The sequence below is a fragment of the Spirochaetota bacterium genome (assembly GCA_040756435.1).
Taxonomy (GTDB): Bacteria; Spirochaetota; UBA4802; order UBA4802; family UB4802; genus UBA4802.
Map to the genome: position 1 here is coordinate 29,311 of JBFLZD010000004.1, position 22,080 is coordinate 51,390.

The 22,080-nt window shown below is 38.4% G+C and carries 21 protein-coding genes; 13 read left to right on the forward strand and 8 right to left on the reverse strand.

Annotated elements, in window-relative coordinates; translation table 11 throughout:
• Positions 1-261 precede the first annotated feature (261 nt).
• From AB1444_02090 to AB1444_02105, 4 genes are all read left to right on the forward strand, one after another.
• Entirely contained in the window at positions 262-1,581 is a 1,320-nt protein-coding gene (locus tag AB1444_02090) for a flagellar hook-length control protein FliK (protein MEW6525443.1), read from the forward strand.
• A 10-nt stretch (positions 1,582-1,591) separates the two neighbouring features.
• Positions 1,592-2,206: a flagellar hook capping FlgD N-terminal domain-containing protein gene (locus AB1444_02095; GenBank protein MEW6525444.1), complete on the forward strand. Its 615-nt coding sequence runs from the start codon at positions 1,592-1,594 to the stop codon at positions 2,204-2,206.
• A 20-nt stretch (positions 2,207-2,226) separates the two neighbouring features.
• The gene (gene flgE, locus AB1444_02100) at positions 2,227-3,597 is read left to right on the forward strand and encodes a flagellar hook protein FlgE (protein ID MEW6525445.1); all 1,371 of its coding nucleotides are present in this window, start codon (positions 2,227-2,229) and stop codon (positions 3,595-3,597) included.
• Between the two features lie 309 nt (positions 3,598-3,906).
• On the forward strand, positions 3,907-4,086 hold the full coding sequence (locus AB1444_02105) for a hypothetical protein (protein ID MEW6525446.1): 180 nt from the start codon (positions 3,907-3,909) through the stop codon (positions 4,084-4,086).
• A 56-nt stretch (positions 4,087-4,142) separates the two neighbouring features.
• Here AB1444_02105 and AB1444_02110 read toward each other — a convergent pair whose 3' ends face one another.
• The 6 genes from AB1444_02110 to AB1444_02135 all read right to left on the reverse strand — a co-directional run bounded on the left by AB1444_02110 (position 4,143) and on the right by AB1444_02135 (position 12,308).
• Positions 4,143-5,837 (reverse strand): amidohydrolase, encoded by a 1,695-nt coding sequence (locus AB1444_02110; protein ID MEW6525447.1) that lies wholly within the window; start codon positions 5,835-5,837, stop codon positions 4,143-4,145.
• Positions 5,838-6,229: 392 nt separating this feature from the next.
• On the reverse strand, positions 6,230-7,066 hold the full coding sequence (locus AB1444_02115) for an RNA polymerase sigma factor RpoD/SigA (GenBank protein ID MEW6525448.1): 837 nt from the start codon (positions 7,064-7,066) through the stop codon (positions 6,230-6,232).
• A gap of 520 nt (positions 7,067-7,586) precedes the next feature.
• On the reverse strand, positions 7,587-7,787 hold the full coding sequence (rpmE, locus tag AB1444_02120) for a 50S ribosomal protein L31 (protein MEW6525449.1): 201 nt from the start codon (positions 7,785-7,787) through the stop codon (positions 7,587-7,589).
• Positions 7,788-7,826: 39 nt separating this feature from the next.
• Complete coding sequence (gene rho, locus AB1444_02125) at positions 7,827-9,188, reverse strand: transcription termination factor Rho (protein ID MEW6525450.1); 1,362 nt, start codon at positions 9,186-9,188, stop codon at positions 7,827-7,829.
• A gap of 551 nt (positions 9,189-9,739) precedes the next feature.
• Positions 9,740-10,894, reverse strand: coding sequence for an aspartate aminotransferase family protein (locus AB1444_02130; GenBank protein MEW6525451.1), 1,155 nt, complete (start codon positions 10,892-10,894; stop codon positions 9,740-9,742).
• Position 10,895: 1 nt separating this feature from the next.
• Positions 10,896-12,308 carry an aminotransferase class III-fold pyridoxal phosphate-dependent enzyme gene (locus AB1444_02135; GenBank protein ID MEW6525452.1) on the reverse strand — a complete coding sequence of 471 codons (1,413 nt, stop codon included), beginning with the start codon at positions 12,306-12,308 and terminating at the stop codon, positions 10,896-10,898.
• Positions 12,309-12,475: 167 nt separating this feature from the next.
• Here AB1444_02135 and AB1444_02140 point away from each other — a divergent pair, with 167 nt between their 5' ends.
• Positions 12,476-13,078 carry a TetR/AcrR family transcriptional regulator gene (locus AB1444_02140; GenBank protein MEW6525453.1) on the forward strand — a complete coding sequence of 201 codons (603 nt, stop codon included), beginning with the start codon at positions 12,476-12,478 and terminating at the stop codon, positions 13,076-13,078.
• A gap of 37 nt (positions 13,079-13,115) precedes the next feature.
• Here the strand turns inward: AB1444_02140 and AB1444_02145 are convergent, their stop codons facing one another.
• Positions 13,116-14,084, reverse strand: a complete 969-nt coding sequence (locus AB1444_02145; protein MEW6525454.1) for a hypothetical protein — start codon at positions 14,082-14,084, stop codon at positions 13,116-13,118.
• 222 nt (positions 14,085-14,306) lie between these two features.
• The gene (locus AB1444_02150) at positions 14,307-15,182 is read right to left on the reverse strand and encodes a MaoC family dehydratase N-terminal domain-containing protein (protein MEW6525455.1); all 876 of its coding nucleotides are present in this window, start codon (positions 15,180-15,182) and stop codon (positions 14,307-14,309) included.
• Between the two features lie 530 nt (positions 15,183-15,712).
• Between AB1444_02150 and AB1444_02155 the strand changes: the two genes are divergently transcribed.
• The 8 genes from AB1444_02155 (at position 15,713) to AB1444_02190 (ending at position 22,078) form a co-directional block, all read left to right on the forward strand.
• Entirely contained in the window at positions 15,713-16,021 is a 309-nt protein-coding gene (locus tag AB1444_02155) for a hypothetical protein (GenBank protein MEW6525456.1), read from the forward strand.
• Between the two features lie 22 nt (positions 16,022-16,043).
• Entirely contained in the window at positions 16,044-16,634 is a 591-nt protein-coding gene (locus tag AB1444_02160; GenBank protein ID MEW6525457.1) for a plasmid pRiA4b ORF-3 family protein, read from the forward strand.
• A 162-nt stretch (positions 16,635-16,796) separates the two neighbouring features.
• Positions 16,797-17,510, forward strand: coding sequence for a uracil-DNA glycosylase family protein (locus AB1444_02165; protein MEW6525458.1), 714 nt, complete (start codon positions 16,797-16,799; stop codon positions 17,508-17,510).
• Complete coding sequence (locus AB1444_02170) at positions 17,507-17,878, forward strand: hypothetical protein (GenBank protein ID MEW6525459.1); 372 nt, start codon at positions 17,507-17,509, stop codon at positions 17,876-17,878. The genes AB1444_02165 and AB1444_02170 overlap by 4 nt, the downstream gene beginning before the upstream one ends.
• 161 nt (positions 17,879-18,039) lie before the next feature.
• Positions 18,040-18,246 carry a hypothetical protein gene (locus AB1444_02175; protein ID MEW6525460.1) on the forward strand — a complete coding sequence of 69 codons (207 nt, stop codon included), beginning with the start codon at positions 18,040-18,042 and terminating at the stop codon, positions 18,244-18,246.
• A 132-nt stretch (positions 18,247-18,378) separates the two neighbouring features.
• Positions 18,379-19,188, forward strand: coding sequence for a methyltransferase domain-containing protein (locus tag AB1444_02180; GenBank protein MEW6525461.1), 810 nt, complete (start codon positions 18,379-18,381; stop codon positions 19,186-19,188).
• 516 nt (positions 19,189-19,704) lie between these two features.
• Positions 19,705-20,928, forward strand: coding sequence for an aspartate kinase (locus AB1444_02185; GenBank protein MEW6525462.1), 1,224 nt, complete (start codon positions 19,705-19,707; stop codon positions 20,926-20,928).
• On the forward strand, positions 20,921-22,078 hold the full coding sequence (locus AB1444_02190) for a D-alanine--D-alanine ligase family protein (protein ID MEW6525463.1): 1,158 nt from the start codon (positions 20,921-20,923) through the stop codon (positions 22,076-22,078). Before AB1444_02185 ends, AB1444_02190 begins: the two co-directional genes overlap by 8 nt.
• Positions 22,079-22,080 lie beyond the last annotated feature (2 nt).

Sequence of the window (22,080 nt, forward strand, 5' to 3'; positions counted from 1 at the left end):
ATATCACAAGTATTTTAATGCAACAAAAAATTTTATATTTTTATATTAAAATTTTTATATTTTTATTTAGGCCAATTTTGGGGATTTGGTATCCATATCTTTTATTAAGGGCAAAAATGCAAACTAATATGACATAATGGAGAAGTGCTGCTCTTTACCATTATGGAATATTTTTTTTGAATAATTGCTGAATTAATTCATTAAAAAAAACAGGTCATTCGATATTAATGGTAAGACTTTATCTTATTACAGGATATTGATATGATAAAACCTGTTGTGCTGGATTTTGAGTATAAAGTACAAAATACGCACCATATGAAAAATAATGAGCCAGAGCTATCATTTAGTTCTCTATTGAAGGACACAATGCAAAAAGGGAGTGAGGCTGCGGATATTACATACAACCAGACAGTTGATTCAATGCACTATGTTACCGATGGTGCAACCATGCAGGTAAAAGAAAATAAAGAAAAGAAATATGATAGAGCACAGGATGAATCAAAACATATAGAAAGAACACCTGCTCACAGGCGGAATGAACAAAATAATGACGTGTATGTGGAAAAAGATGTAATGCAATCATTAGCAGGTTCTTCATTCCATTCAAATAATAAGGCGATAGTTACTGATAAAAATGCCCTTACTGTAAAACAAAGAATTTACAAAAAAGACGCATTCTATGCTTTTAAACTCCCTACAGTAAACAATAATAAAGATCAAAAACTTTTTGCAAACGCAATTATTGCGAAGAAGTCAGAGAAAGAGACGCTTCATGATACCATTAATCAATTACAAAAGATTGTCGATGGGCAAAATCATGCACGGGATGTGCGAAAGAGTGACCTCAAACAGCTGATAGCTCAGCTTACTACAATGCAACAAATGGATAAGAAAGATTTACACAAACTGGTACTGAATCCAGTGATTCACTATAATGAACTATCGGACAATAAAAATAAAAAAATGGTACGTAAAAGCGGTAATGATATGCAGCTGCACTATGCTGACCACAAAACTACAAAAACAGTAAAAAATAGTGAAACCGCTCTTCTTGATGCAGTGAAGCAGAAAGGGAAGATAGAAGATAGCCCAAAACTTGACAAAAAAGGACAGGCAACTGAGCGCCATGACTCATTTATTCAGGTAAATGCAAAGCACAATTCCAATACCGCTACTTTTGCCAAACCTGTGGTGCAGGAACAGCTGATGCAGCTTTTAAACAAAGCTAAAGTAATGCAGGAAGGTGATAAAACTAGTCTTTCATTAAAATTGTATCCTGAAAGTTTAGGTAAACTTTCTGTAAACTTAGGGCTTGAACATGGTATTTTAAGTGGCCGCTTTGTTGTTGAAAGCCATGAGGCAAAAGAGCTGCTATTACAGCAACTGGAATCAATTCGCTGGGAGCTAGAACACAATGGTGTGCAGGTAGGTGAGTTTGAAGTAAATGTTAAAGAGCATCGTCAGCGTGAATTTACTGAAATGCAAGGATTATCACATAAACAAACTATTGAAAATGCTGAATATGAAGTGACAAGCAACCGATATATATACCATGATGGATTACTGGACGTTATAATATAAGGAGAAAACAATGCCCGATGCATTACGAATGTCAGGCGAAGATGTAGCAAAAGCACAGTTTCAAGCAAATGAAGTTAATGCAAAGCTTAAAGCCAAGAAGGGTAAATTGCCATCAGAGCTTGATAAGGACTCATTTCTTAAATTGCTGGTGGCTGAACTGCGGCATCAGGACCCCACACAGCCCATGAATGACCGCGAATTCATAAGCCAGATGGCACAATTCTCTTCCCTTGAACAGATGAGTAATATGAATCAATCAATTGAAAAGCTGGTGTTACGTTCCCAATCCAGTGATGCATTTTCACTTATTGGCAAAGAGGTTGAAGCGGTTGATTTTGCAAGCCAGCAGATTGTACGAGGATTGGTAAGTGGTGTTGTGTACAGGCAGGATGGTGTTAAGGTGATTATTGGTTCTGCTGAGGTTTCACTCAATGATATACATGCGGTCTATTTACCCAGTAACTATCGCCCAGAAAAAAATACCGCTGCCACAAACACTGATGTTACAGTAAAACAGGAAATAAAGGAAAACGTGGTACCGGAAAAACAAAACGCTGTAGAAGCATATTCAATGAACGCCTTCAGTAAAGGCAGTTCATCACACATAGAACCAGTGAGAAATTAGATTAACAGGAGTTTTGCGATATGATGCGATCACTTTTTGCAGGTGTTTCAGGACTTAAAAACCATCAGACACGGATGGATGTCATTGGCAACAATATTTCAAATGTCAATACCTATGGATTTAAGTACAGCAGAGTTACCTTCCAGGATATGCTCTCGCAAACTATTTCAGGCGCTGCAAAGCCTGAGGAAAACCGTGGTGGTATTAATCCGCGACAGGTTGGCCTGGGTATGAATATTGCAGCCATTGACAAGATATTTACTCAGGGTAGCTTACAGACAACCGGTGTTAATACTGATATGGCAATATCCGGCGATGGATTCTTTATTGTTGCTGATGGGCAAAAGCACCTGTATACACGTGCCGGCACATTTGCACTTGATAAGGATGGGACGCTGGTAAATCCTGCAAATGGGCTTAAAGTGCAGGGATGGATGGCTACAACAAATGCTGCCGGGGAAAAGGTTATCAATACATCCGGTACTGTTGAGGATATTATTGTTCCTATTTATGGAAAGGTGCCTGCTAAAGAAACCAACTATGTAAAATATAAATGTAATTTAGACTCAAAGCTGCCTATAGTTCCCAATGATGCCAACGCAATTATGAGAACATCTGCTGGAGTGACTACCAACATTGATATATATGATAAGTTGGGTAACCCCCATAGATTGACTCTCAATTTCTGGAAAAGTGGGGTAAATGAATGGACTGCTTCTGCCGCCATAACCGATACTGAGCTTGTGACTCTTGACGTGCCCAATGGTGGCAATCAGCCAAACCAGATAAATGGGTCAACCAGGGTTGTACTAAAATTTTCCCCTGAAGGGCGTATTGTGTCGGTTGCTGATGCAAACAGCCCCGATGAGATAAATCAGGGTAAGCTTGAAGTCAATTTAAGCTATCGTGTGGCTGGTGATCCCACACTGCGCAATATACGGCTTGATTTTGGTAGTTCAGGGCTTGTTGAAGGTATCACGCAATTTTCTTCGCCATCTACCACCAAGGCTGTTGAACAGGATGGCTATGCAATGGGGTATATGGAATCTTTTACAGTGGATAACTCAGGCATCATCACTGCTGTATATTCTAATGGCACCAAGCAGATGATAGGGCAGGTGGCCACTGCAGTGTTTACCAATCCGCAGGGGTTAATTGCAACGGGCGATAATATGTTTGAGGTATCCAATAACTCTGGACTCCCGTTAATAGGGCCAGCAGGTGAGGCAGGCAGAGGAAAGATTGTGGCCGGTACGCTTGAGATGTCAAATGTTGACCTGTCCGAGCAGTTTACCGATATGATTATAACTCAGAGAGGATTTCAGGCAAATTCACGAACCATCACCACATCGGACCAGATGCTTCAGGAATTGATAAACCTGAAGCGGTAATATAGATTAAAATAAATGGGGTTTTTATAAACCCCATTGTTATGTTCAGATGCTTCAGGAGTTAATTAATCTGAAGCGGTAATATAAATTGAAATACGAGGGTATCCCTAAACAAACAGTGGGGATCTTAATGACGCGGTTGCAAAGTCATTGCGAGCGTAGCAAATCAATTCCATACCTTCCTGATGTCATTGCGAACGAAGTGCTTGCACTGAGTGCTTCGACGAGCTCAGCAACCACTTGTCGAAGTGAAGCAATCCCTAATAATGAAAGACGTGATTGCTTCGTTGCCCAAGGAGGATCCTGGCAATGACAAAAAGTGATGCTGCCACGTGCATATTGCACGCGCAGTCAGGTTGTATTGGATTGCTTCGTCACTTCGTTCCTCACAATGACAGGAGGGCAAAAGTCATTGCAAAGAGATGTCTTTTGAGGACACAACCTTCTTGTTATAAGATGCTTCAGGAGTTAGACAATCTAAAATGGTAATATAAATAGCAAGGGAAGGGGCTTTTTTAACAATGCCCCTTCTTGTTATCAAATACTTAAAAATCATTATGTTTATACACTATCCTTCCCCCGGTTACTGTCATTAATACTTTAATATCTTTGATAGTGTGTACTGGAACATTCAAAAGATTATCCGAAAGAACCACAAAATCAGCCAGTTTCCCTTTTGTAATGGAGCCTTTCTCGTTTTCCATAAATTCTGCATACGCCGAACCCATTGTGTAACAATACAGCGCTTCATATGGAGAAAAACATTCATTTTTGTTGAGAGGCCCCATAGTGCCGTCTTTACTTTTACGTGTTACAGCGTAATAGATGCCCAAAAGAGGCTGATAATCCACTTCGGCGGGTATATCTGAGCCAAATGAAACAGGGACTCCCGCTTTATATATTGAATAAAACATGTATGCTTTTTTTGCTCGTGCTTTCCCTAATAGCGTTTCATCTTTTTTGGGATTGCATAGTGTAAATGGTTGAACACTGGCAACAATACCTAAGTTTTTCATTCGCTTAATGTCGTTGGGATTGATAATTTGAATATGTTCAATTCTAAATCGCAATGTTTTTGTCCATGGGTATACAGCCTGTGCTTTTTCAACGGCATTGAGCACTTCAGTTACCGCTCTGTCACCAATGGCGTGAAAGGTGATCTGTTGTTTTTCTTTAGCAGCTTCCATAACAATTGTTTCTAATTCCTGGGTTGTATACCGTGGTGAGCCAAAGTTCCCCGGTTCGTCAGCATATTCCTGTGAAAGCCATGCAGTCCGTGTTGAAAATGCACCATCTGCAAAGTATTTAACCAATCCTTTCCTAACCCAGTGATCGTTTTTGTCAAATGATGTAAACCAGTTGAAGGCATAGTACAATGGTGAGTTGCCCATGGGCCAGCACGTGAATCTGGTCGATAGTTCCTGTGAATTACGATATTTTTTTAATAGCCTTACCGTGAATGGTTCCCACGTGTTGTCCTGAACTGATGTGATGCCAGCCTCTTTGTAAAGGGTCAGAGCCTTAGTAATGAGTTTTTTATGTAAGCTTGGCGATAGTATCTGTTTTATGAATTTGCCGTATTCAGATGTTCCCATAGCAGTATCTCGCAGTATCCCTGTTGGTTCTCCCTTTTCATCACGTACAATCTGACCACCTTTAGGGTCAGGTGTATTTTTATCTATTCCCATTTCTTCAAGCATCCGTGAATTAACCCATGCGGCATGCCCGGAATATTGTGTTAAAAATACCGGATTATTGGGGGCTGCTTTATCAAGTAGTGATTTATGAGGTTTGGGGCATGTGGTATAGTCCCATGAGTTACCTGAAATAAGTTCCCCGGGTTTTTTTGTTTTAGCTTCTTGTTCTATAATAGCTACTATCTCTTCACAGGTTTTGTTCCATAATATTGCTTCAGAATAGAATGAACCAGCAGCAAGTGTATGTGTATGATTATCGTTAAAACCAGGAATAAGCGTGCGTCCTTTAAGATTTATTTTTATGGTATGGACATCGGTTAGTGTGAGTGCATCCTGTATTGTACCAGTAAAATAGATTCTGCCTCCCTTTATAAAAACCGCTTCAGGTTTGAGTGTGGTATTGTCAACGGTTATGATATTGCCATTGAAGAACAACATGCTGGTATTATCTTTTTCTTGATACCCATCAGTTAAATACACTATAATGGCAATGCACACTACCATAAGTATAAAAAGTATAATCAGCTTTTTGTGATTTTTCATAAAGCCCCCAAAAATGGATGATAATACTACTATGGATGTTAATATAATAAAACAGGTATTTTGTAAATAAAAATTTAGATAAAACCAGGGATTTTACCTAATAACGTAGGTATTGTCATTTATGATTTATCTGATTGCGTAACCATATTATATTACAGAAGGATAAAAAAATAAAAAAGGGGTCGTCTTAAAAAGAAACCGTGGGGGGCAATGACCACAGTGTACGTTTCTGTGAGCGTAGCACCTGCCCTGAGTTTGTCGAAGGGTGGCAGTCTCAATACCACGAAAGAAAGGATTGCTTCGTCACTTCGTTCCTCGTAATGACAGGAAGGCAAAATTCATTCCAAAAGAGGTGTCTTTTGGGACACCCCTTTTGCGATGCAATATATATTCTATTCAATGTAATCTGCTAAATATGCAAATCGCTGCTTTATCTTCTGCATTGCACGGGCTTCTATCTGGCGTACAGTTTCAGCAGAGATGCCAAACTCGTTACCAACGTCTTTCAATGTCACGGGTTCATTGCCATCAAGGCCAAACCGTTTTGTTAATATCAGCCGTTCGTTTTCCATCAGCGATTCCATTGCTATCTCTAACTCTTTCTTGAGATCGCGGCGTGAAATGCTGGTATCAGGTGATAAAAACTTTTCATCGCTTACCACTTCGTAAAGGTTGAACTCTTCGTCATTAAGTGGATACTCTAATGACACTGTTGGTTGGAATACCTCTAATATATCGCTTACGCTACGCTCATCAATACCTAACATATCTGCAATATCTTTATACGAAGGTTCTTTACCTAATTCGTTGGTAAGCTCATCCTGAGCCCTTTTAATCTTCTTGAAAAGGTCACCTTTCCGTATAGGAACACGAATGGTACGGCTTCGCTTTGCAATAAATCGTGTAATATAGTGTTTAATCCAGTATGAAGCATACGTTGAGAATCGGCAGCCCATCTTGTAATCAAACTTCTCTGCTGCTCTGATTAATCCCAGATTACCTTCCTGGATAAGGTCAATCAATGAAGATTCCAAATTAGTATAATTTTTTGCAATCTTTACCACAAGTCGCAAATTGGCATTAATCAGGGCTTCTTTTGCCTTTTCATCACCTTTGCATTTTTTCTTTGCAAGTTCAATCTCTTCTTCAGGTGTAAGAAGTTCTACCTGATTGATTGCATTAAAGTACTGATTGATTGACAAATCTTCAAAGTCATTGTATTTTTTCATGGCTGCCTCCTCTCCATGAATTTCGCTTTACCTATAGTAGTTAGCAATATATGTGCCAAAATTTTCATAAAGTTATAATTATGCGAGATAATTCGTTATAAATACTATAAAAACAGCTATTCCTGAGTAATTTTTTTAAAATATTTATTAAAATAATTTGAAAAATCAGAATGTATGGCTAAAATAGTAAAAAATAAAATAATTAGTTGCTAAAATACTTAGCCAAATATACAGATATTATCTCAAATCGTCAATATTTTACCCATCAAATTTTTAAAAAAAGTAACAGTTGTATAAAATTTATACAGCACAACATATGAGTGTGTAAATTTTATACAATTAAACTTGCTTTTTATGGGTTAGATAAAAAGAATATAATGCATTAAAAGCACGTTAGTATATCGTATTTATGAAGAAATACGGCAAACTGTATAAAAAACTTCGCCACCTTTTTCAAGGTGACGCATGTTTACGTACTCATACTATATCGTAAATAATCAGTACTAAATGTTACTAAAAATTATTTGATATTGTATTTCTTCTTAAATTTTTCTACACGTCCAGTTGTGTCTACAATCTTCTGCTTTTTGGTATAAAACGGATGACAGTTTGAACATATTTCAACATGAAGATCTTTTACCGTTGAACGTGTTGGTATTTCATTACCGCATGCGCACTTTATCACAGTATCGTAATATTCAGGATGTATTCCCTTTTTCATAACTATCTCCTTATCCTTATAGAAATAAATATATCACAATTATCCCTGCATTGCTTTGAAAAATGCCCTGTTATTCTTTGTGCCGCGCATTTTTTCAATTAAAAATTCCATTGCCTCAGTTGAACTCATTGAGGAAAGGACTTTTCGCAAAATCCATATCTTGTTGAGTTCTTCGGCATCAACCAGAAGCTCTTCTTTTCGGGTGCCGGACTTGTTGATATCAATTGCGGGGAATATTCTTCTATCGGCTAATTTTCTGTCAAGTACGATTTCACAATTTCCAGTGCCTTTGAACTCTTCAAAGATAACCTCATCCATGCGGCTTCCTGTTTCAATGAGAGCGGTTGCTATAATGGTCAGGCTGCCACCACCTTCAATGTTACGGGCTGCCCCAAAGAAACGTTTTGGTTTATGCAATGCGTTTGAGTCAACACCACCAGATAAAATCTTACCGCTTGTTGGCACCACCTGGTTATATGCGCGTGCCAGACGGGTGATTGAATCAAGAAGTATAACCACATCTTTTTTATGCTCAACAAGCCTTTTTGCTTTTTCAAGTACCATCTCACTTACCTGAACGTGGCGAGAAGCAGGTTCATCAAATGTTGATGAAATAACCTCACCCTTAACCGAACGCTCCATGTCGGTTACTTCTTCAGGCCGCTCATCAATGAGCAATACTATCAGTATAATATCAGGATGATTTGTGGTGATAGCATTTGCTATCTTCTGTAAGATTATGGTTTTACCGGTACGGGGAGGAGCAACAATCAATGCACGCTGTCCCATACCAATGGGAGCAATAATATTAAGAATGCGCATATCTATTTCATCAGGTGATGTTTCTAAGTTTATGCGTGTTTCAGGATACAGTGGTGTGAGGTTATCAAATAATACACGGTTTTGCAACTTTTCAGGGTTTTCGTAATTGACTGCTTCAATACGGAGCAGAGCAAAAAAGCGTTCATTATCCTTGGGTGGCCTAATTTGACCTGCAACAGTATCTCCTGTTCGTAAGCCAAAAAGCCGTATCTGTGAAGGTGATACATAGATATCGTCAGGGCCGGGCAGGTAGCTGTAGTTAGGTGAACGCAGGAAACCGTATCCATCGTTAAGTACTTCCAGTACACCGCTTGAGAAGATTAAACCGCTGCGTTCAGTTTGAGCTTTTAATATTTCAAATATAAGGTCTTGTTTTTTTAGTCCTGAAACTCCCTCAATTCCCATGGAACGGGCAATTTCCATAAGGGAGCTGATAGTTTTTGATTTAAGTTCAGCTAAATCCAAACGGCCTTCCTGAATGGTCCCGTTGCCTTTTTTTGCATAATCTCCATTTCCGTTCCCGTTTTTTCTGTTATTATTGTTGTTCTTTTCAACGGTTTCATTTGATACTTTTGTCATAACACACCTTTAGAATATTTAAGTTTGGAATTTATTTTAAAAAAGCTTCTTTAAAAACAAGAATTGTCTTTGCTATACAATAATTGATTAAATCGTATGGATTGTGTAAAATTTACACGAAAATGAATATCAATGGTTTAAAATAACAAATAACTTTATGTTAACGATATTGTACAGTTCCTTATTACTTTATTAAGAGGATTTTTCCATGATGATTTGTTTTTGCTGTAATTATTTAATACATATATCATAATCTAAAAAATGTTATTTAACAAACTCTTTCAGCAGGAAGGCAACTCGTTTAACATATGTTCTTTTCATAAAATATACTATAAAAAATCATGTATGTCACAAAAAAATACTATCTTTTCTTTATTTTTTACAAGAGTACATCATACTCATATTTCGTCAAGAAAAAATGTAAAAATAATATAATTCAACATATACTTTCGTGGCGTGACTGCAACACTATTAAAAATGTGTAAATATAAAACAATATACAATTACATCATCTTCCAAAGATGATTGCTGTACATTATCAGATTGTACTGTTATAGAGTTTTTATAACTTTCACTATCCCTTTTACAATTTGCAACGCTATTGATTCGGTTATTGTTAATGCCGGTCGTATAATGATTGTATCGCGGGCTACTTTTCCGGTTGTTGTAAAAATTCCTTCTTTCATAAGTTTTGTAACAGCTTTCTGTGCCACCTGGCTACTGCGCAATGTAACAGCAATAGCAAGTCCCATTCCGTGAACCGATAGGATTTTTCCCGGATATTGTTTTTGCAAGGCAGTAAGTTCTACCAGAAGCTTTTGACCAATATTGCCAGCATTTTCCCATGGTTTTGTTTTTTCGTATAACTCAAGTGCTTCATAGGCAACCCTGCATCCTAAATCATGTCCGCCAAACGTTGAAAGATGGATAAGTGGATGCTGATTCATAAACTTCTGAACTTTCTTTGTAAATGCTGTTGCTGCAATGGGGAATATGCCAGCACCCAGTGCTTCACCAATAACCAGAATATCAGGTTCAACACCATAATGTTCAAAGGCAAATTTTTTACCGGTGCGGCCCATACCGGTTTGTGTTTCATCAAGTATCATGAGTGCGCCTGTTTTGTTGCACACGGTACGCATAATCTTAAAAAAGCCTTCACTGGCACTGCGGCATGCATTTTCTACCTGTATTGTCTCGGTGATAACGGCGGCGGTTTTTGTTGTTATTCTTTCTTCCAGTGCCTGTATGTTGCCAAACGGGATAGTGGCAATATCAGGTATCTGTCCAAAGGTTTTCTTTTTATCGCCATCCGACAGTGAAACAGAAAAACCAGTTTCACCGTAATAGGCACCATCCACAGTTACAAGCTGTGTACGTCCAGTAAACCCACGAGCCAGTTTACAGGCAAAATCCATGGCCTCACCACGGCCTGCTGAAAAGAATACACCGTTGAGTTTGGCTGGAATAAATGAAATAAGCTTTGCAGCTAAAAGCGCCTTTTCCTGTGATATTAACACAAAATTGCCCTGATCGCTTTTATCTGCCTGCTCCTGTAATGTGTTCGATAGTTCCCGAACATGTCGACCCAGGTTGAACATACCCGCACCACAGTAGCAGTCAATATAACGCTTGCCTTTTATATCATAGAAAAAGTCATTATTGCGTTTTCCTTCAACAATTGTATATAATGATTGCAAATCCATGTTATGCCTCCTTACTGTAATTTCTTTTTGTTATACCTAAGATATCCTCAAAGTAGCGTATACTATCAAACACAGCTATCTGCACATGGATATCATCTAACAGTTTTTTAAGCAAAGGAATCTTTGATAATGGTTTGGTAAGTGGCATGTACATTCTCATGGTAACTATCGCTTTGCGTATAATATGTAACATCTTTTTTACTTCCTCTTCATTTATGGTGATGGGAACCATGAAGCGCATTACCTGCGGTTGATTGCCTGAGTATACGGCAAAGATGCCATGCCGTGCCAGTGAATCGGCCATAAGTGCCCCCATGTATTCATGAGTATATTCAACGCCAATCATAAGGCCCCTGCCACGAATTTCTTTTATGATGTCAGGATTTTCATGCTGAATGGAAAGCAGTCCTTCCATAATAATTTTACCCATTGATGCTGCGTTTTCCCACAGGCGGTTTTTAACAACATAGTCAATCACTGCAATACCAACAGCACACCCAATATCACTTCCGCCGGTTATTGACTGGTGAAATTCCGGATTGCTTTTGACATACTGTGTAAGAAGCGGAATGTTGCGATACATTACCACAGCATTAGGAAAAAGCCCGCCGCTAATTGATTTGGCAAGCGTCATGATATCGGGTACCACGCCACTATGCTGGCTTGCAAACATCCTGCCGGTACGCCCAAAACCTGTTTGAATTTCATCAAAGATGAGCATGATGCCAAAATGGTTGCATATAGTTCGTAAGCCTTTCAAATAATAATCATCACCCACAAAGATACCACCTTCACCCTGAACGGGTTCAAGGATAATAGCAGCAGTATCAATACCAGCAACCTGTTTGACCTGCTCTAAGTCACCAAACTGGACAAAGACAAAATTGGGCTCTAATGGTTCAAAAAGGTGGCGATAGTAATCTTTACCATTGGCTGACAGTGAATATCCGGTATGGCCATGATATGCTTTTTTCATTGCAATGATTTTCTTTCTTCCCGTTGCACCACGAGCTAACTTTATTGCACAATCGATTGCATCACCTCCACCAGAAGCAAAAATAACCTGATTGCAATCGCCTGGAGCAATTGAAGCTAATTTTTTTATAAATTCTTTTTTAACGTTTGATGGTAAAAGGTTTGTGCCAATATCATATATTTGGAGTGCTTCCCGTAATGCTTTGATAATCTCAGGATTTCCTCTTCCCACATTGAAGCAGCCGGCTGATGTGAAGCAGTCAATGATCTTTCGCCCAAATAGTCCGTCAGTAAAACCAATACCTTTACGGCGAGTTTCAATAAAATCTAAATGTGCCGCACGCATTGTTTTGGTTTGCCCTTTAGAAATGTGCCGTGAAAATAGGGAAAAGATGAGTTTTTTATCATTATCGGTGAGAGTATCTTTCCATAAAGCCATACGAACCTCCTTGTAATATATATTAGTTGGTTGACTAACATAAAATATTTATTTTGTCAATAAATTAATATTGACTCACTGAAAATTTCTAAAACAATAGTATACTGATAAAAACGTGTACACTCTATGATAGTAACTAAAAAATATGACATGGGAATCATGGTATAATGGGCAGACGCATTTTAAAAGACACACGCAGAGAAGAGATAGCACAGGCGTTATATCGCTGCCTGCTTAAAAAGCCGTTTGCACGAACAACAATAAAGGATATAGCACACGAAGCCAAACTTAACCACGGGATGCTGCATTACTATTTTAAAAATAAAGAAGAGATATTGCTGTATTTTTTAGATTGGATTGTTGCCTTGCATTTAGATGATTTCAAAAAATGGGCACAAAAGCAAAAACTTGGAGCACGAAATTTCAATGAAGCGCTGTCACTGGCGCTTGATTATGCAAAGAATAAAATTACATTGAATGAAGAATTGGCAAAAATATTCATTGAAGTGTGGGAAATAGCCCTGTATCATAAAAAAGTGCGTATCAAACTACAGTATGTATATAAAGAGTGGATTGAGCAACTTGTTGCTATCATAGGGAAAGAAACAACTAAAAAAAATGCAACAACGCTCTCAGTTGCAACCATAGCTTTTCTTGAAGGCATTTCTTTGTTTCATATAATGCTGTCCGATATATATCCCGTTAAGGATATACTGAACTCATTTGAAAAGAAGATTGAAGGGGTAATAAACAACAGAAACATACAGTAGTGGTGGCAAATGTTTCTTGCCACAAAGTTTTGTAGTGTTAAAGCTTAACCTGTTTTTTGTGTACCGAAGCTGTTTGCAAGCTATTTGCATATGCAGCCGTCAATGATACAATATTCGTTATATTGATTGCCCCTCTTCGGGCAAGTTGTAATAAAATTTGAGTACCTTTCTTTTCATTGCCATTGAGATGTACTAACATAATACTGCCAGCCACAGGCTTTTTGCCCTTTGCAAGCCATGCATCTGAACCTAACGGAATAAGCCCGTATCCCATTACCTTTTCATATATTGTTTGGTTGGAGATAAGTCCCGGAAATCTAAAAAATACAGAAGGGATAATATCGTGTTCCAGCATGCAGATCTCGTTCTGGAAAACTTCGCGTGCCACACTGGTATCTTCTTTCAGCATAAAGTTTTTCCGCAGCGGAAGTTTTCGCGAATAAAAATGAGTAAAGCTGTGATTTGCCCAGGTGATGTCAAGCTTATGATCTGAAGCTAAACTTTGTAACCACCTAAGATCTTCTGGATGGGTGAGTATCCATTTTCCGCTGATACATATTGTAACGGGTAAAGGGGAAATTTTGTTCAGAGCAATCAGCTGTTCAATGAACTCAGCATCAATGGAGCGTTTTGATGGACACAGGTCAAAGCTTAAAATCATCCCCTGTGTATCAACATGGGTTATGCCTGCGTTAAACATACGTTTAGATTTTTGCAATGCTTTTTGATACAATTGTGCATATGGTGTATCAGCACATTGTTGAATAATAGTGTGAAAAGAATTTTGCTGTATGATGCCTTTAGGGTTTTTAAGTATGCCCGTGCGCAATGTATATGGATGTATATACAGGTAAGCCTGTATGGAATTATATTTAAATCTTCGTATAATTATATAACGGGTAGTTTTGTTTTGCAATTCAGTATAGAGAGCATAATACGGCATATATGCACTAATTTTGGGATATGATTGTTCGATAGTTACCGGAAAGATAATTATTGCCAGCATACAATACATGCTATGTTTATAAAGCCATTGTTTCATTGCAAAACCTTACAGTATGTGCGATAGTTACCAAAATCAAACTTCTTTCTATGAAAGGAAGTGAATGGCCAAAACCTGTGTAAAAGTCAATTAAATAATTTTTTAAAACTCTTTTCACAGGTGCTCACTTTTTGCTCCTAAAAAAATCTCAATATTTTTTCATTCATAGTCAGATTTTTTAAAAATTCAATTGAATATTTTTGCATAGCCGTTTGATAAAACGCGCCCCTGGTTGCCGTGGACCTCAAAAAAGAGGTTAGCACCACTTCCATAATCTTCCCGGTGTAAAAGCAGTACACGGATGTCTGCTGGTGGAATCACCATGCCAGTAAATCTACAGGAAAGTTCCTTCAAGAGTTGTGGATTGCCCGCAGCTTCATTATTGGTAAGTTCACGTGCAGCAAATGCAAGCGTAGCTGTGCCCTGGAGGATGATATCTGGCAGCCCAACCATTCGAGCAAAGCCAACAGACGTGTGGATTGGGAAGTGGATGTTGGTGCACCCATCATAGATGAATGGTTGCATACGGTCAATGTGTATAACTTTCTCCCATTGTGCACTTGCTACACCACTAAATGGTGGCACCAGGGGTAAATCTTCTTTTCCACGGGAATTGCCTATACACTCCACACCGCGCATCATGCCACCAATATGCTCGGTGAAGACAGCCTTACCATCCTGATCTATGGCATCAAAGCGGATAACCACTACAGTACCCGCTCGATGCGGCATTATGGCTGCAATGCGCCCCTTTATGGTAAGTCTATCACCGGCACGTATTGGCCTGTGGAAGATAAGGTGCTCGGTATAATGAACCTGGGTCTTGATGATATCAACAGGAAAGTTTTTGTCTTCAATGTACTCCCATATACGCTCGGAGATTGGCCATGTTAGCGCTACTGCAAACATGGGCGGCGCAATAACAGTTTTCCCCCCATCATCATCAAAATATACAGGATTGGCATCATTGACTGCTGCAGCATAATTCATTGTTGCACGCCAGGTAACGGTTGTGGTGTAATCCTTAAGCGGTGTTCCCACAAACGATGAATCAATTTTCATATTCATTCTCCCTTGTGTGAGGTGTCTTAAAAGGTATCTCTTTGCAATGATTTTTTCCCTCCTGTCATTGCGAGGAGCCTCTTTGGCTACGAAGCAATCGCGTCTTTCATTATTTGGGATTGCTTCACTTCGACAAGTGGTTGCTGAGCTCGTCGAAGCACTCAGTGCAAGCACTTCGTTCGCAATGACATCAGGGAGGTATGGAATATGCTGCCATCCATACTCCTGAAGCAACCGAAATTTTTTGTATAACCGTTGCTCACGTTCCTCAATGCAGGCAAATAGTGCTTATAGTAAATCCAATACTGCACCAGAAATCTCTTAGTGGAGTTTTCATAATTCATCGAGTTTTATGGGACATACTATATACCATGTCTATAAAAATTAATACCATTTTTTTTGTTTTTAAAAAATGCTGACTGGTTACAAAAAGGTTATTGACGTTTTTAATGCTTTCTTTATAAATAATATAATTCAATAAGATAATGAATTGAGAACTAATGTACCAAATCAGTATTACAAAGGCCAATTTGAACGAGATTAGTGTTTCTTTTCATTATAATTCAACACATGTAGAAAGTGGAATAGATCTGAGATACATACAAAAGTTGTTGGGTCATAAAAGTACTAAGACAGCAGAGATATATACTCTTGTTAGCAATAGTGTTTTAGGTAAAATAAAAAATCCGTTGGATACGATATTAAATCCAGACGTAAAGATAAATGAGGTTCAGGCAAAAGAAGGTATAGACGACGTAAATGTAAGATATAATGACAAAATGGTAGGATACACGACAGTAATGTCGTATATGAACACGTTATATGCAATTGCAGGCTAAATTGATATAAGGAACATCCATTATGACAACAAAAATAACAAAGCTTAAAAACAATGAGTGGTATCAACTAAAAATTAGTCTTAATGATATTAAACCTTTAATATGGAGGAGATTCATTGTTGATTCACAAATTAAACTTCCTGATTTACATAAAGTGATTCAAACTGTAATGGGTTGGACGAATTCTCATTTACATCAATTTATTAAAGATGGTAAATTTTATTCTGAACCCGACGAAGAATCATTCATTGAATGTATTGATTATAGAAAAATAAAATTAAATCAAATACTACAAAAAGAAAAACAATCATTTATATACGAATATGATTTTGGAGATGGTTGGGAACATAAAATTGTTTTAGAAAAAATTATTAAGGGTAACATTTATAAGCATCCATTATGCATAGATGGTCAAAGGAGTTGTCCACCTGAAGATTGTGGTGGTCCGTATGGCTACCAAGATTTACTTAAAATTATTTCTAATCCAAATAATGACGAATATGATGAAATGATGGAATGGCTTGGTAACGATTTTGATCCTGAACACTTTGACATAGAGCTAATAAATGAGCGGTTGAAAAGAAAAAATTATGGTTTAATCACCTTTGACTGAGACCGCCTGCAACAGCCGATAACACGGGGTAAGCGATCGTTGCTATGCTCCTCGGGCTACGCCACATTTTCACCTCCGCTGCGCTACGGTAAAATGTCGCATACGCCGGGAACGTTAGCGGAAAGGTTTGAGCGAATAGGGAAAATTGTAGTGGTGATTTAAGTGTTCAACCAAGAAGAACTTGATGAACTATACAAGGATATTCAGAACTGCCATATATGTCCCCAAATGGACAAAGAGAAATCATTACGTCTGGTGTGTGGTGTAAATTCTGAAGCCGATGTTTTTATTATTTCCCAGACGTTGGCGGCAAACCAGCTCAGGAAAAGCGGAGTGAATTTCTTTCAGGCAGATGGACGTCTGGGCAAAACTGGTACTATTCTAGAACCGTTCCTCAACAAATTCCACCGGACTGTTTATCCCCAACAAAAAGTGACAATTACTGGTAATGTAACAATTCCAAATTGTAACCCTAAGTATAAAGTAGTATACAACACAGAAATTGCGCAATGCTTTCCCGGCAAGAATAAAGGAGGCAAAGGCGATAGAAAACCAACCAGCATTGAAATACGTAACTGTATTGATAAAGGATTTCTAATTAAAGAAATCACGATGATTAAACCGAAATTACTGTTGCTTATGGGAAAAGCAAGCCGTGATAGCTTCTTCGATTATGTCTTGAAGGCTAAGTATCCTCCTTCGCTCTCAGAACACATTTCAGAGATTATTCTGGCTGGGGAGATTCCTGTATTTTCTGTAGGCAATTTGAATCTACGTGTGTTACCTATTCAGCATGCGTCTGGGGTTAATCCACGTTTCCGCAGTATGATGGAGGACGATGGGCTAATAAAACTCATCAAAGAGGTATTGGAATGACTGATTTGATTGATAGACAAAAACTGAATGATGCTTTACGTCAGATGGGTAGAAAATACCTGAAGCCCCAGTTCAGAGACAAATGGACACAGGAGCGACCTACTACAGGCTACTGCTATGTAGTGGCTGAAGTAGTTTATCACTATATGGCACCAAAAGGAAGCCGCCCATATGTCATGAAAACTGGCGAAAATGAAACACATTGGTTCATTAAGGATCCCGAGGGTAGAATCATCGATCTGACCGCAGACCAATTTGACGAGCCAATAGATTACGCTATAGGAAAACCACGGAACTTCTTAACAAAGAAAATTTCTAAACGCGGGAAAATGCTGGCCAATTTATTGGGGTTGAAGAAAAATGAATAATACGAGAATTAATTCAAACCCTTCGCCTAACAGCAGACATACGGCAACGTTTAGCTCCGCCCAAATGCTCAACTGCGCCTTGCGCTTCGCATGTCCAAGTTGTTAGGCAAAAGCCGGGAAAAATTTATTTTAAAGAAAATTGTTCTATTCATGAGGAGACAATGAAAGATAATGTGGATGAACTAATATTAAAAATTGAAAAATTAATTGATTTGCTTGATAAATTTCACATAGATTTTTGGTCCGCTTGTTTCAAAGAATCATTACGAATGATCAATAATCGTGATTTTCATGGAATAGAATTAATTCTAAGCTACTTTGGAGGAATGGGTTATACTGGCCCCGATTCTAACCGAGCACAGAATTAGCATAAAAGGTTCGCCCTTCGGGCTCACCCAAATTTTTGCTTCGAAAAAACTTCTTTTATGCTGGAAACGTTATGTGAAATTTTCGAACTTGACTTGTTTGCATGAAGTCTATTCCAAAAAAAGGAGATTTATGTGAATAATACTGATTATGTACATGGATATACAGAAAGAGAATCAAATCGCCTGGAAGATCAAGCAAATTGTTTAAAGGAAATCATTCACCATGATACAATTTTTCCAAAAAACTCAATAATCCTTGAAGCTGGTTGTGGTGTGGGAGCTCAAACGCAAATTGTTGCACCGATGAATCCGGATTCAAAATTTATTTCAATAGATATATCTGAAGATTCTATAAGAAAAGCCAAAGAGCTTATGAAACAACGAAAAATAAATAATGTAGAATTTCAAATGGGAAATATATTTAATCTACATTTTCCGGATGAATATTTTGATCATATTTTCGTATGCTTTGTTCTTGAACATCTTCCAAATCCTATTGAGGCATTAAAATCTTTAAAAAGAGTTTTGAAAAAGGGTGGTACCATTACATTAATCGAAGGTGATCACGGTTCTGCATATTTCTATCCAAATAGTTCTTTCGCTCAAAAAGTAATAAATATACAGGTTGAATTACAATCAAGAAGTGGAGGCAATGCTTTAATAGGAAGACAACTCTATCCTCTTCTGATTGAATTGAATTTTAAAAATTGCATTGTATCACCAAGAATGGTTTATGTCGACTCAAGTAAACCTGTTTTAGTAGAAGGTTTCATAAGAAATACTTTTATATCAATGATTGAAGGTATTAAGGAAAAAGCAATAAATAGTTTTTTAATTGATGAAGTATCTTTTGACCAAGGAATTAAAGATTTATATAGAACATCTCAAGCAGATGGCGTTTTTTGTTATACTTTTTTTAAAGGAATTGGATATAAAATTTAATTTTTAAAGATCGAAAACTTCGTACAACAGCGCATATATACTCCGCTCCCGATGGTCGCTTCGGGCTACGCCACATTTTCACCTCCGCTACCTTTCGACAAGCTCAAGGAACAGCTACGGCAAAAACGTTGCCTACCCCGGGAACGTTATGTGTAACAGCCACAATCGAGGGCGGGCATCGGTGCCAGCTTTTTTTTAGAAATATTTATTGCAATTTAATATTGAAGAATATTTCTCATCATTAGGGGCACCTCTAAAAGGGCTTCCATCATTATAAATGCAATAAAGAAAACAGTTTATCCTACTATAGTGTGCTCACAAAGGAAGGTTGGGAAAGGTAGTTTTTAAGAAGTTCCCTTGTTTTTAGTAATAAGGGTACAATTCAATTTTTCCTGGTAACTATCGCCCATAAAAATTTTACATTATTTTTAAATAATTGATATAATTTTAGTTGCAATTGTACTGGCACTCTTTATATAGCGCACTGAGTATGTAAATCCTTGATAGAAAGGTTAAATGCCCATGAAACTCATTGTTCAGAAATATGGCGGAACATCGGTTGGTACTGTTGAACGTATTAAGGCCGTAGCTGCACGTATAAAACGGTATGTTGAAAATGGTTATTCTGTTGTTGTGGTTGTTTCGGCTATGGGAAAAACCACTGACCAGCTTATTGATCTGGCTAAACAGATTACCAAAAATCCCGACAAGCGTGAAATGGATATGCTCCTTTCCACCGGTGAACAGGTTTCCATTGCCCTGCTTGCCATGGCACTGCATGAAATTGGTATCAATGCCATTTCATACACAGGTTCACAGGTCAAAGTAATTACTGATGGCAACTTTTCAAATGCCCGTATTCAGAGCATAGCTACTGACAGGATACAGAAGTCCTTAGAAGAAAACAAAGTGGTAATTGTTGCTGGATTTCAAGGTATTGATGAGGATGAGAATATTACCACACTGGGAAGAGGTGGTTCGGATACTTCCGCAGTTGCACTTGCAACGGTGTTAGGTACCCGCGATTGTGAAATCTATACTGATGTTGATGGTGTTTTTACTGCAGATCCGCGTATTGTACCTGATACCAAAAAGCTTAAAGAAATTAGCTATGAAGAAATGTTAGAGCTTGCACGGTTAGGTGCGGGTGTATTGCACTCACGATCGGTTGAGTTTGCTAAAAAGTATACTATCAGATTGCATGTTAGGTCAAGTTTTAACGATAATGAAGGAACAATAGTAATGCCACGGGAGGAGATGATGGAAAAATTTGTAATAAGCGGCGTAACATCAAAAGATGATGAAGCTAAGATAACCATACGTGATATACCCGACAGGCCGGGTGTTGCTTCGCTGCTGTTTGGTGAGTTGGGGAAGCAGAAAGTCTATGTTAATATGATTGTTCAGTCAACAGGGAAGGATGGTAAAGCATCCATATCCTTTACGGTGTTAAAGAATGATCTGGATAAAGCATTAAAAATTTGCGAATCACTGAAAGAAACGTTAGGTGCATCAGGCATTGATTATAAAGAAAATATTGCCATAGTTTCGGCAGTTGGCGTTGGTATGCTATCTTCATGGGGTGTTGCAGGCCGCATGTTTGACGTACTGTCTAAGCATAACATAAACATAGAGATGATTTCAACATCTGAAATAGGTATCTCATGTGTTATTGATGCAATGTACACTGAATTAGCAGTTAAGGCCATTCACAAGGAATTTATTGAAAGCAATGAATAAAAAGAGTGGTGGCGATAGTTCCGTAAAAAAAGCCGCACGCAGAAAACTTTGCTTAGGCATTATCTATGGTGGCAAAAGCGGCGAGCATGACGTTTCGCGCTGTTCAGCAGCTTCGGTGGCACTGGTTGCATCAAAAAAATACACTGTGGTATGCATTGGTATTACGCGCCAGGGTCAGTGGTATGTTCAGGATGGCATTAATATACAAACACATCCAGCATTTGGTCAGGTACTATCGCTCAAAGAAACAGGCACGTGGCTTATTAATATGCACAGTGCCACTGATACGTTACAACTCTATAATAAAAAAACCGGAAAAACTGTAAACATTGATGTTGTCTTCCCACTGGTACATGGCACGTACGGCGAGGATGGCACCTTGCAGGGGTTGCTTGACATGGTTGATGTGCCATACGTTGGCCCGGGTGTGTTGGGCTCAGCTGTGGGTATGGATAAGGATATTGCCAAGCGGGTGGTACAAAATTCAGGTTTGGTGGCGATAGTTCCTTTTGAAACAGTTAGAACCGATGATATAAAATCATCTGATACACTGCTGCAAAAGATTGCTGCCATGGCACCTGTGTTTGTAAAACCTGCCAATGCTGGTTCATCTGTTGGTATATCTAAGGTGACAACTGTACCTGGCCTGCAAAAAGCCTTACAGAAAGCTTTTGCCTTTGACTCAAAGGTAATAGTGGAAAAAGCTGTTGACTGCCGTGAATTTGAGGTTGCAGTTATGGGTAATGAAAAACCGCTTGCTTCAGCAGTGGGTGAGGTTATCCCGCAGCATGAGTACTATTCGTATGAGGCCAAATATGTTGACAAAGATGGTGCAAAGCTTGCCATACCAGCAAACATTCCTGATGCACTGGCACTGAAGTTACGACAGGCAGCATGTTCTGTGTATACAATGCTTGAATGCCAGGGAATGGCGCGCGTGGATTTTTTTGTCGATAAGCATGATGGGACAATCTACTTTAATGAAGTCAATACATTGCCCGGGTTTACCAGCATAAGCATGTATCCAAAGCTATGGGAATATTCTGGAGTATCATACCCCAAACTTATAGATACACTCATTTCGTATGCACTCAGGCGCCATCGTGAAAAGAAGAAGATGGTGAAGGCCTTCCTTGCATTGAAGAAATAATT

Coding starts and splice junctions, on each gene's coding strand:
- AB1444_02090 (MEW6525443.1), top strand. CDS start 262: ATGATAAAACCTGTTGTGCTGGATTTTGAGTATAAAGTACAAAATACG.
- AB1444_02095 (MEW6525444.1), top strand. CDS start 1,592: ATGCCCGATGCATTACGAATGTCAGGCGAAGATGTAGCAAAAGCACAG.
- flgE (MEW6525445.1), top strand. CDS start 2,227: ATGATGCGATCACTTTTTGCAGGTGTTTCAGGACTTAAAAACCATCAG.
- AB1444_02105 (MEW6525446.1), top strand. CDS start 3,907: ATGACAAAAAGTGATGCTGCCACGTGCATATTGCACGCGCAGTCAGGT.
- AB1444_02110 (MEW6525447.1), bottom strand. CDS start 5,837: ATGAAAAATCACAAAAAGCTGATTATACTTTTTATACTTATGGTAGTG.
- AB1444_02115 (MEW6525448.1), bottom strand. CDS start 7,066: ATGAAAAAATACAATGACTTTGAAGATTTGTCAATCAATCAGTACTTT.
- rpmE (MEW6525449.1), bottom strand. CDS start 7,787: ATGAAAAAGGGAATACATCCTGAATATTACGATACTGTGATAAAGTGC.
- rho (MEW6525450.1), bottom strand. CDS start 9,188: ATGACAAAAGTATCAAATGAAACCGTTGAAAAGAACAACAATAATAAC.
- AB1444_02130 (MEW6525451.1), bottom strand. CDS start 10,894: ATGGATTTGCAATCATTATATACAATTGTTGAAGGAAAACGCAATAAT.
- AB1444_02135 (MEW6525452.1), bottom strand. CDS start 12,308: ATGGCTTTATGGAAAGATACTCTCACCGATAATGATAAAAAACTCATC.
- AB1444_02140 (MEW6525453.1), top strand. CDS start 12,476: ATGGGCAGACGCATTTTAAAAGACACACGCAGAGAAGAGATAGCACAG.
- AB1444_02145 (MEW6525454.1), bottom strand. CDS start 14,084: ATGCTGGCAATAATTATCTTTCCGGTAACTATCGAACAATCATATCCC.
- AB1444_02150 (MEW6525455.1), bottom strand. CDS start 15,182: ATGAAAATTGATTCATCGTTTGTGGGAACACCGCTTAAGGATTACACC.
- AB1444_02160 (MEW6525457.1), top strand. CDS start 16,044: ATGACAACAAAAATAACAAAGCTTAAAAACAATGAGTGGTATCAACTA.
- AB1444_02170 (MEW6525459.1), top strand. CDS start 17,507: ATGACTGATTTGATTGATAGACAAAAACTGAATGATGCTTTACGTCAG.
- AB1444_02175 (MEW6525460.1), top strand. CDS start 18,040: ATGAAAGATAATGTGGATGAACTAATATTAAAAATTGAAAAATTAATT.
- AB1444_02185 (MEW6525462.1), top strand. CDS start 19,705: ATGCCCATGAAACTCATTGTTCAGAAATATGGCGGAACATCGGTTGGT.
- AB1444_02190 (MEW6525463.1), top strand. CDS start 20,921: ATGAATAAAAAGAGTGGTGGCGATAGTTCCGTAAAAAAAGCCGCACGC.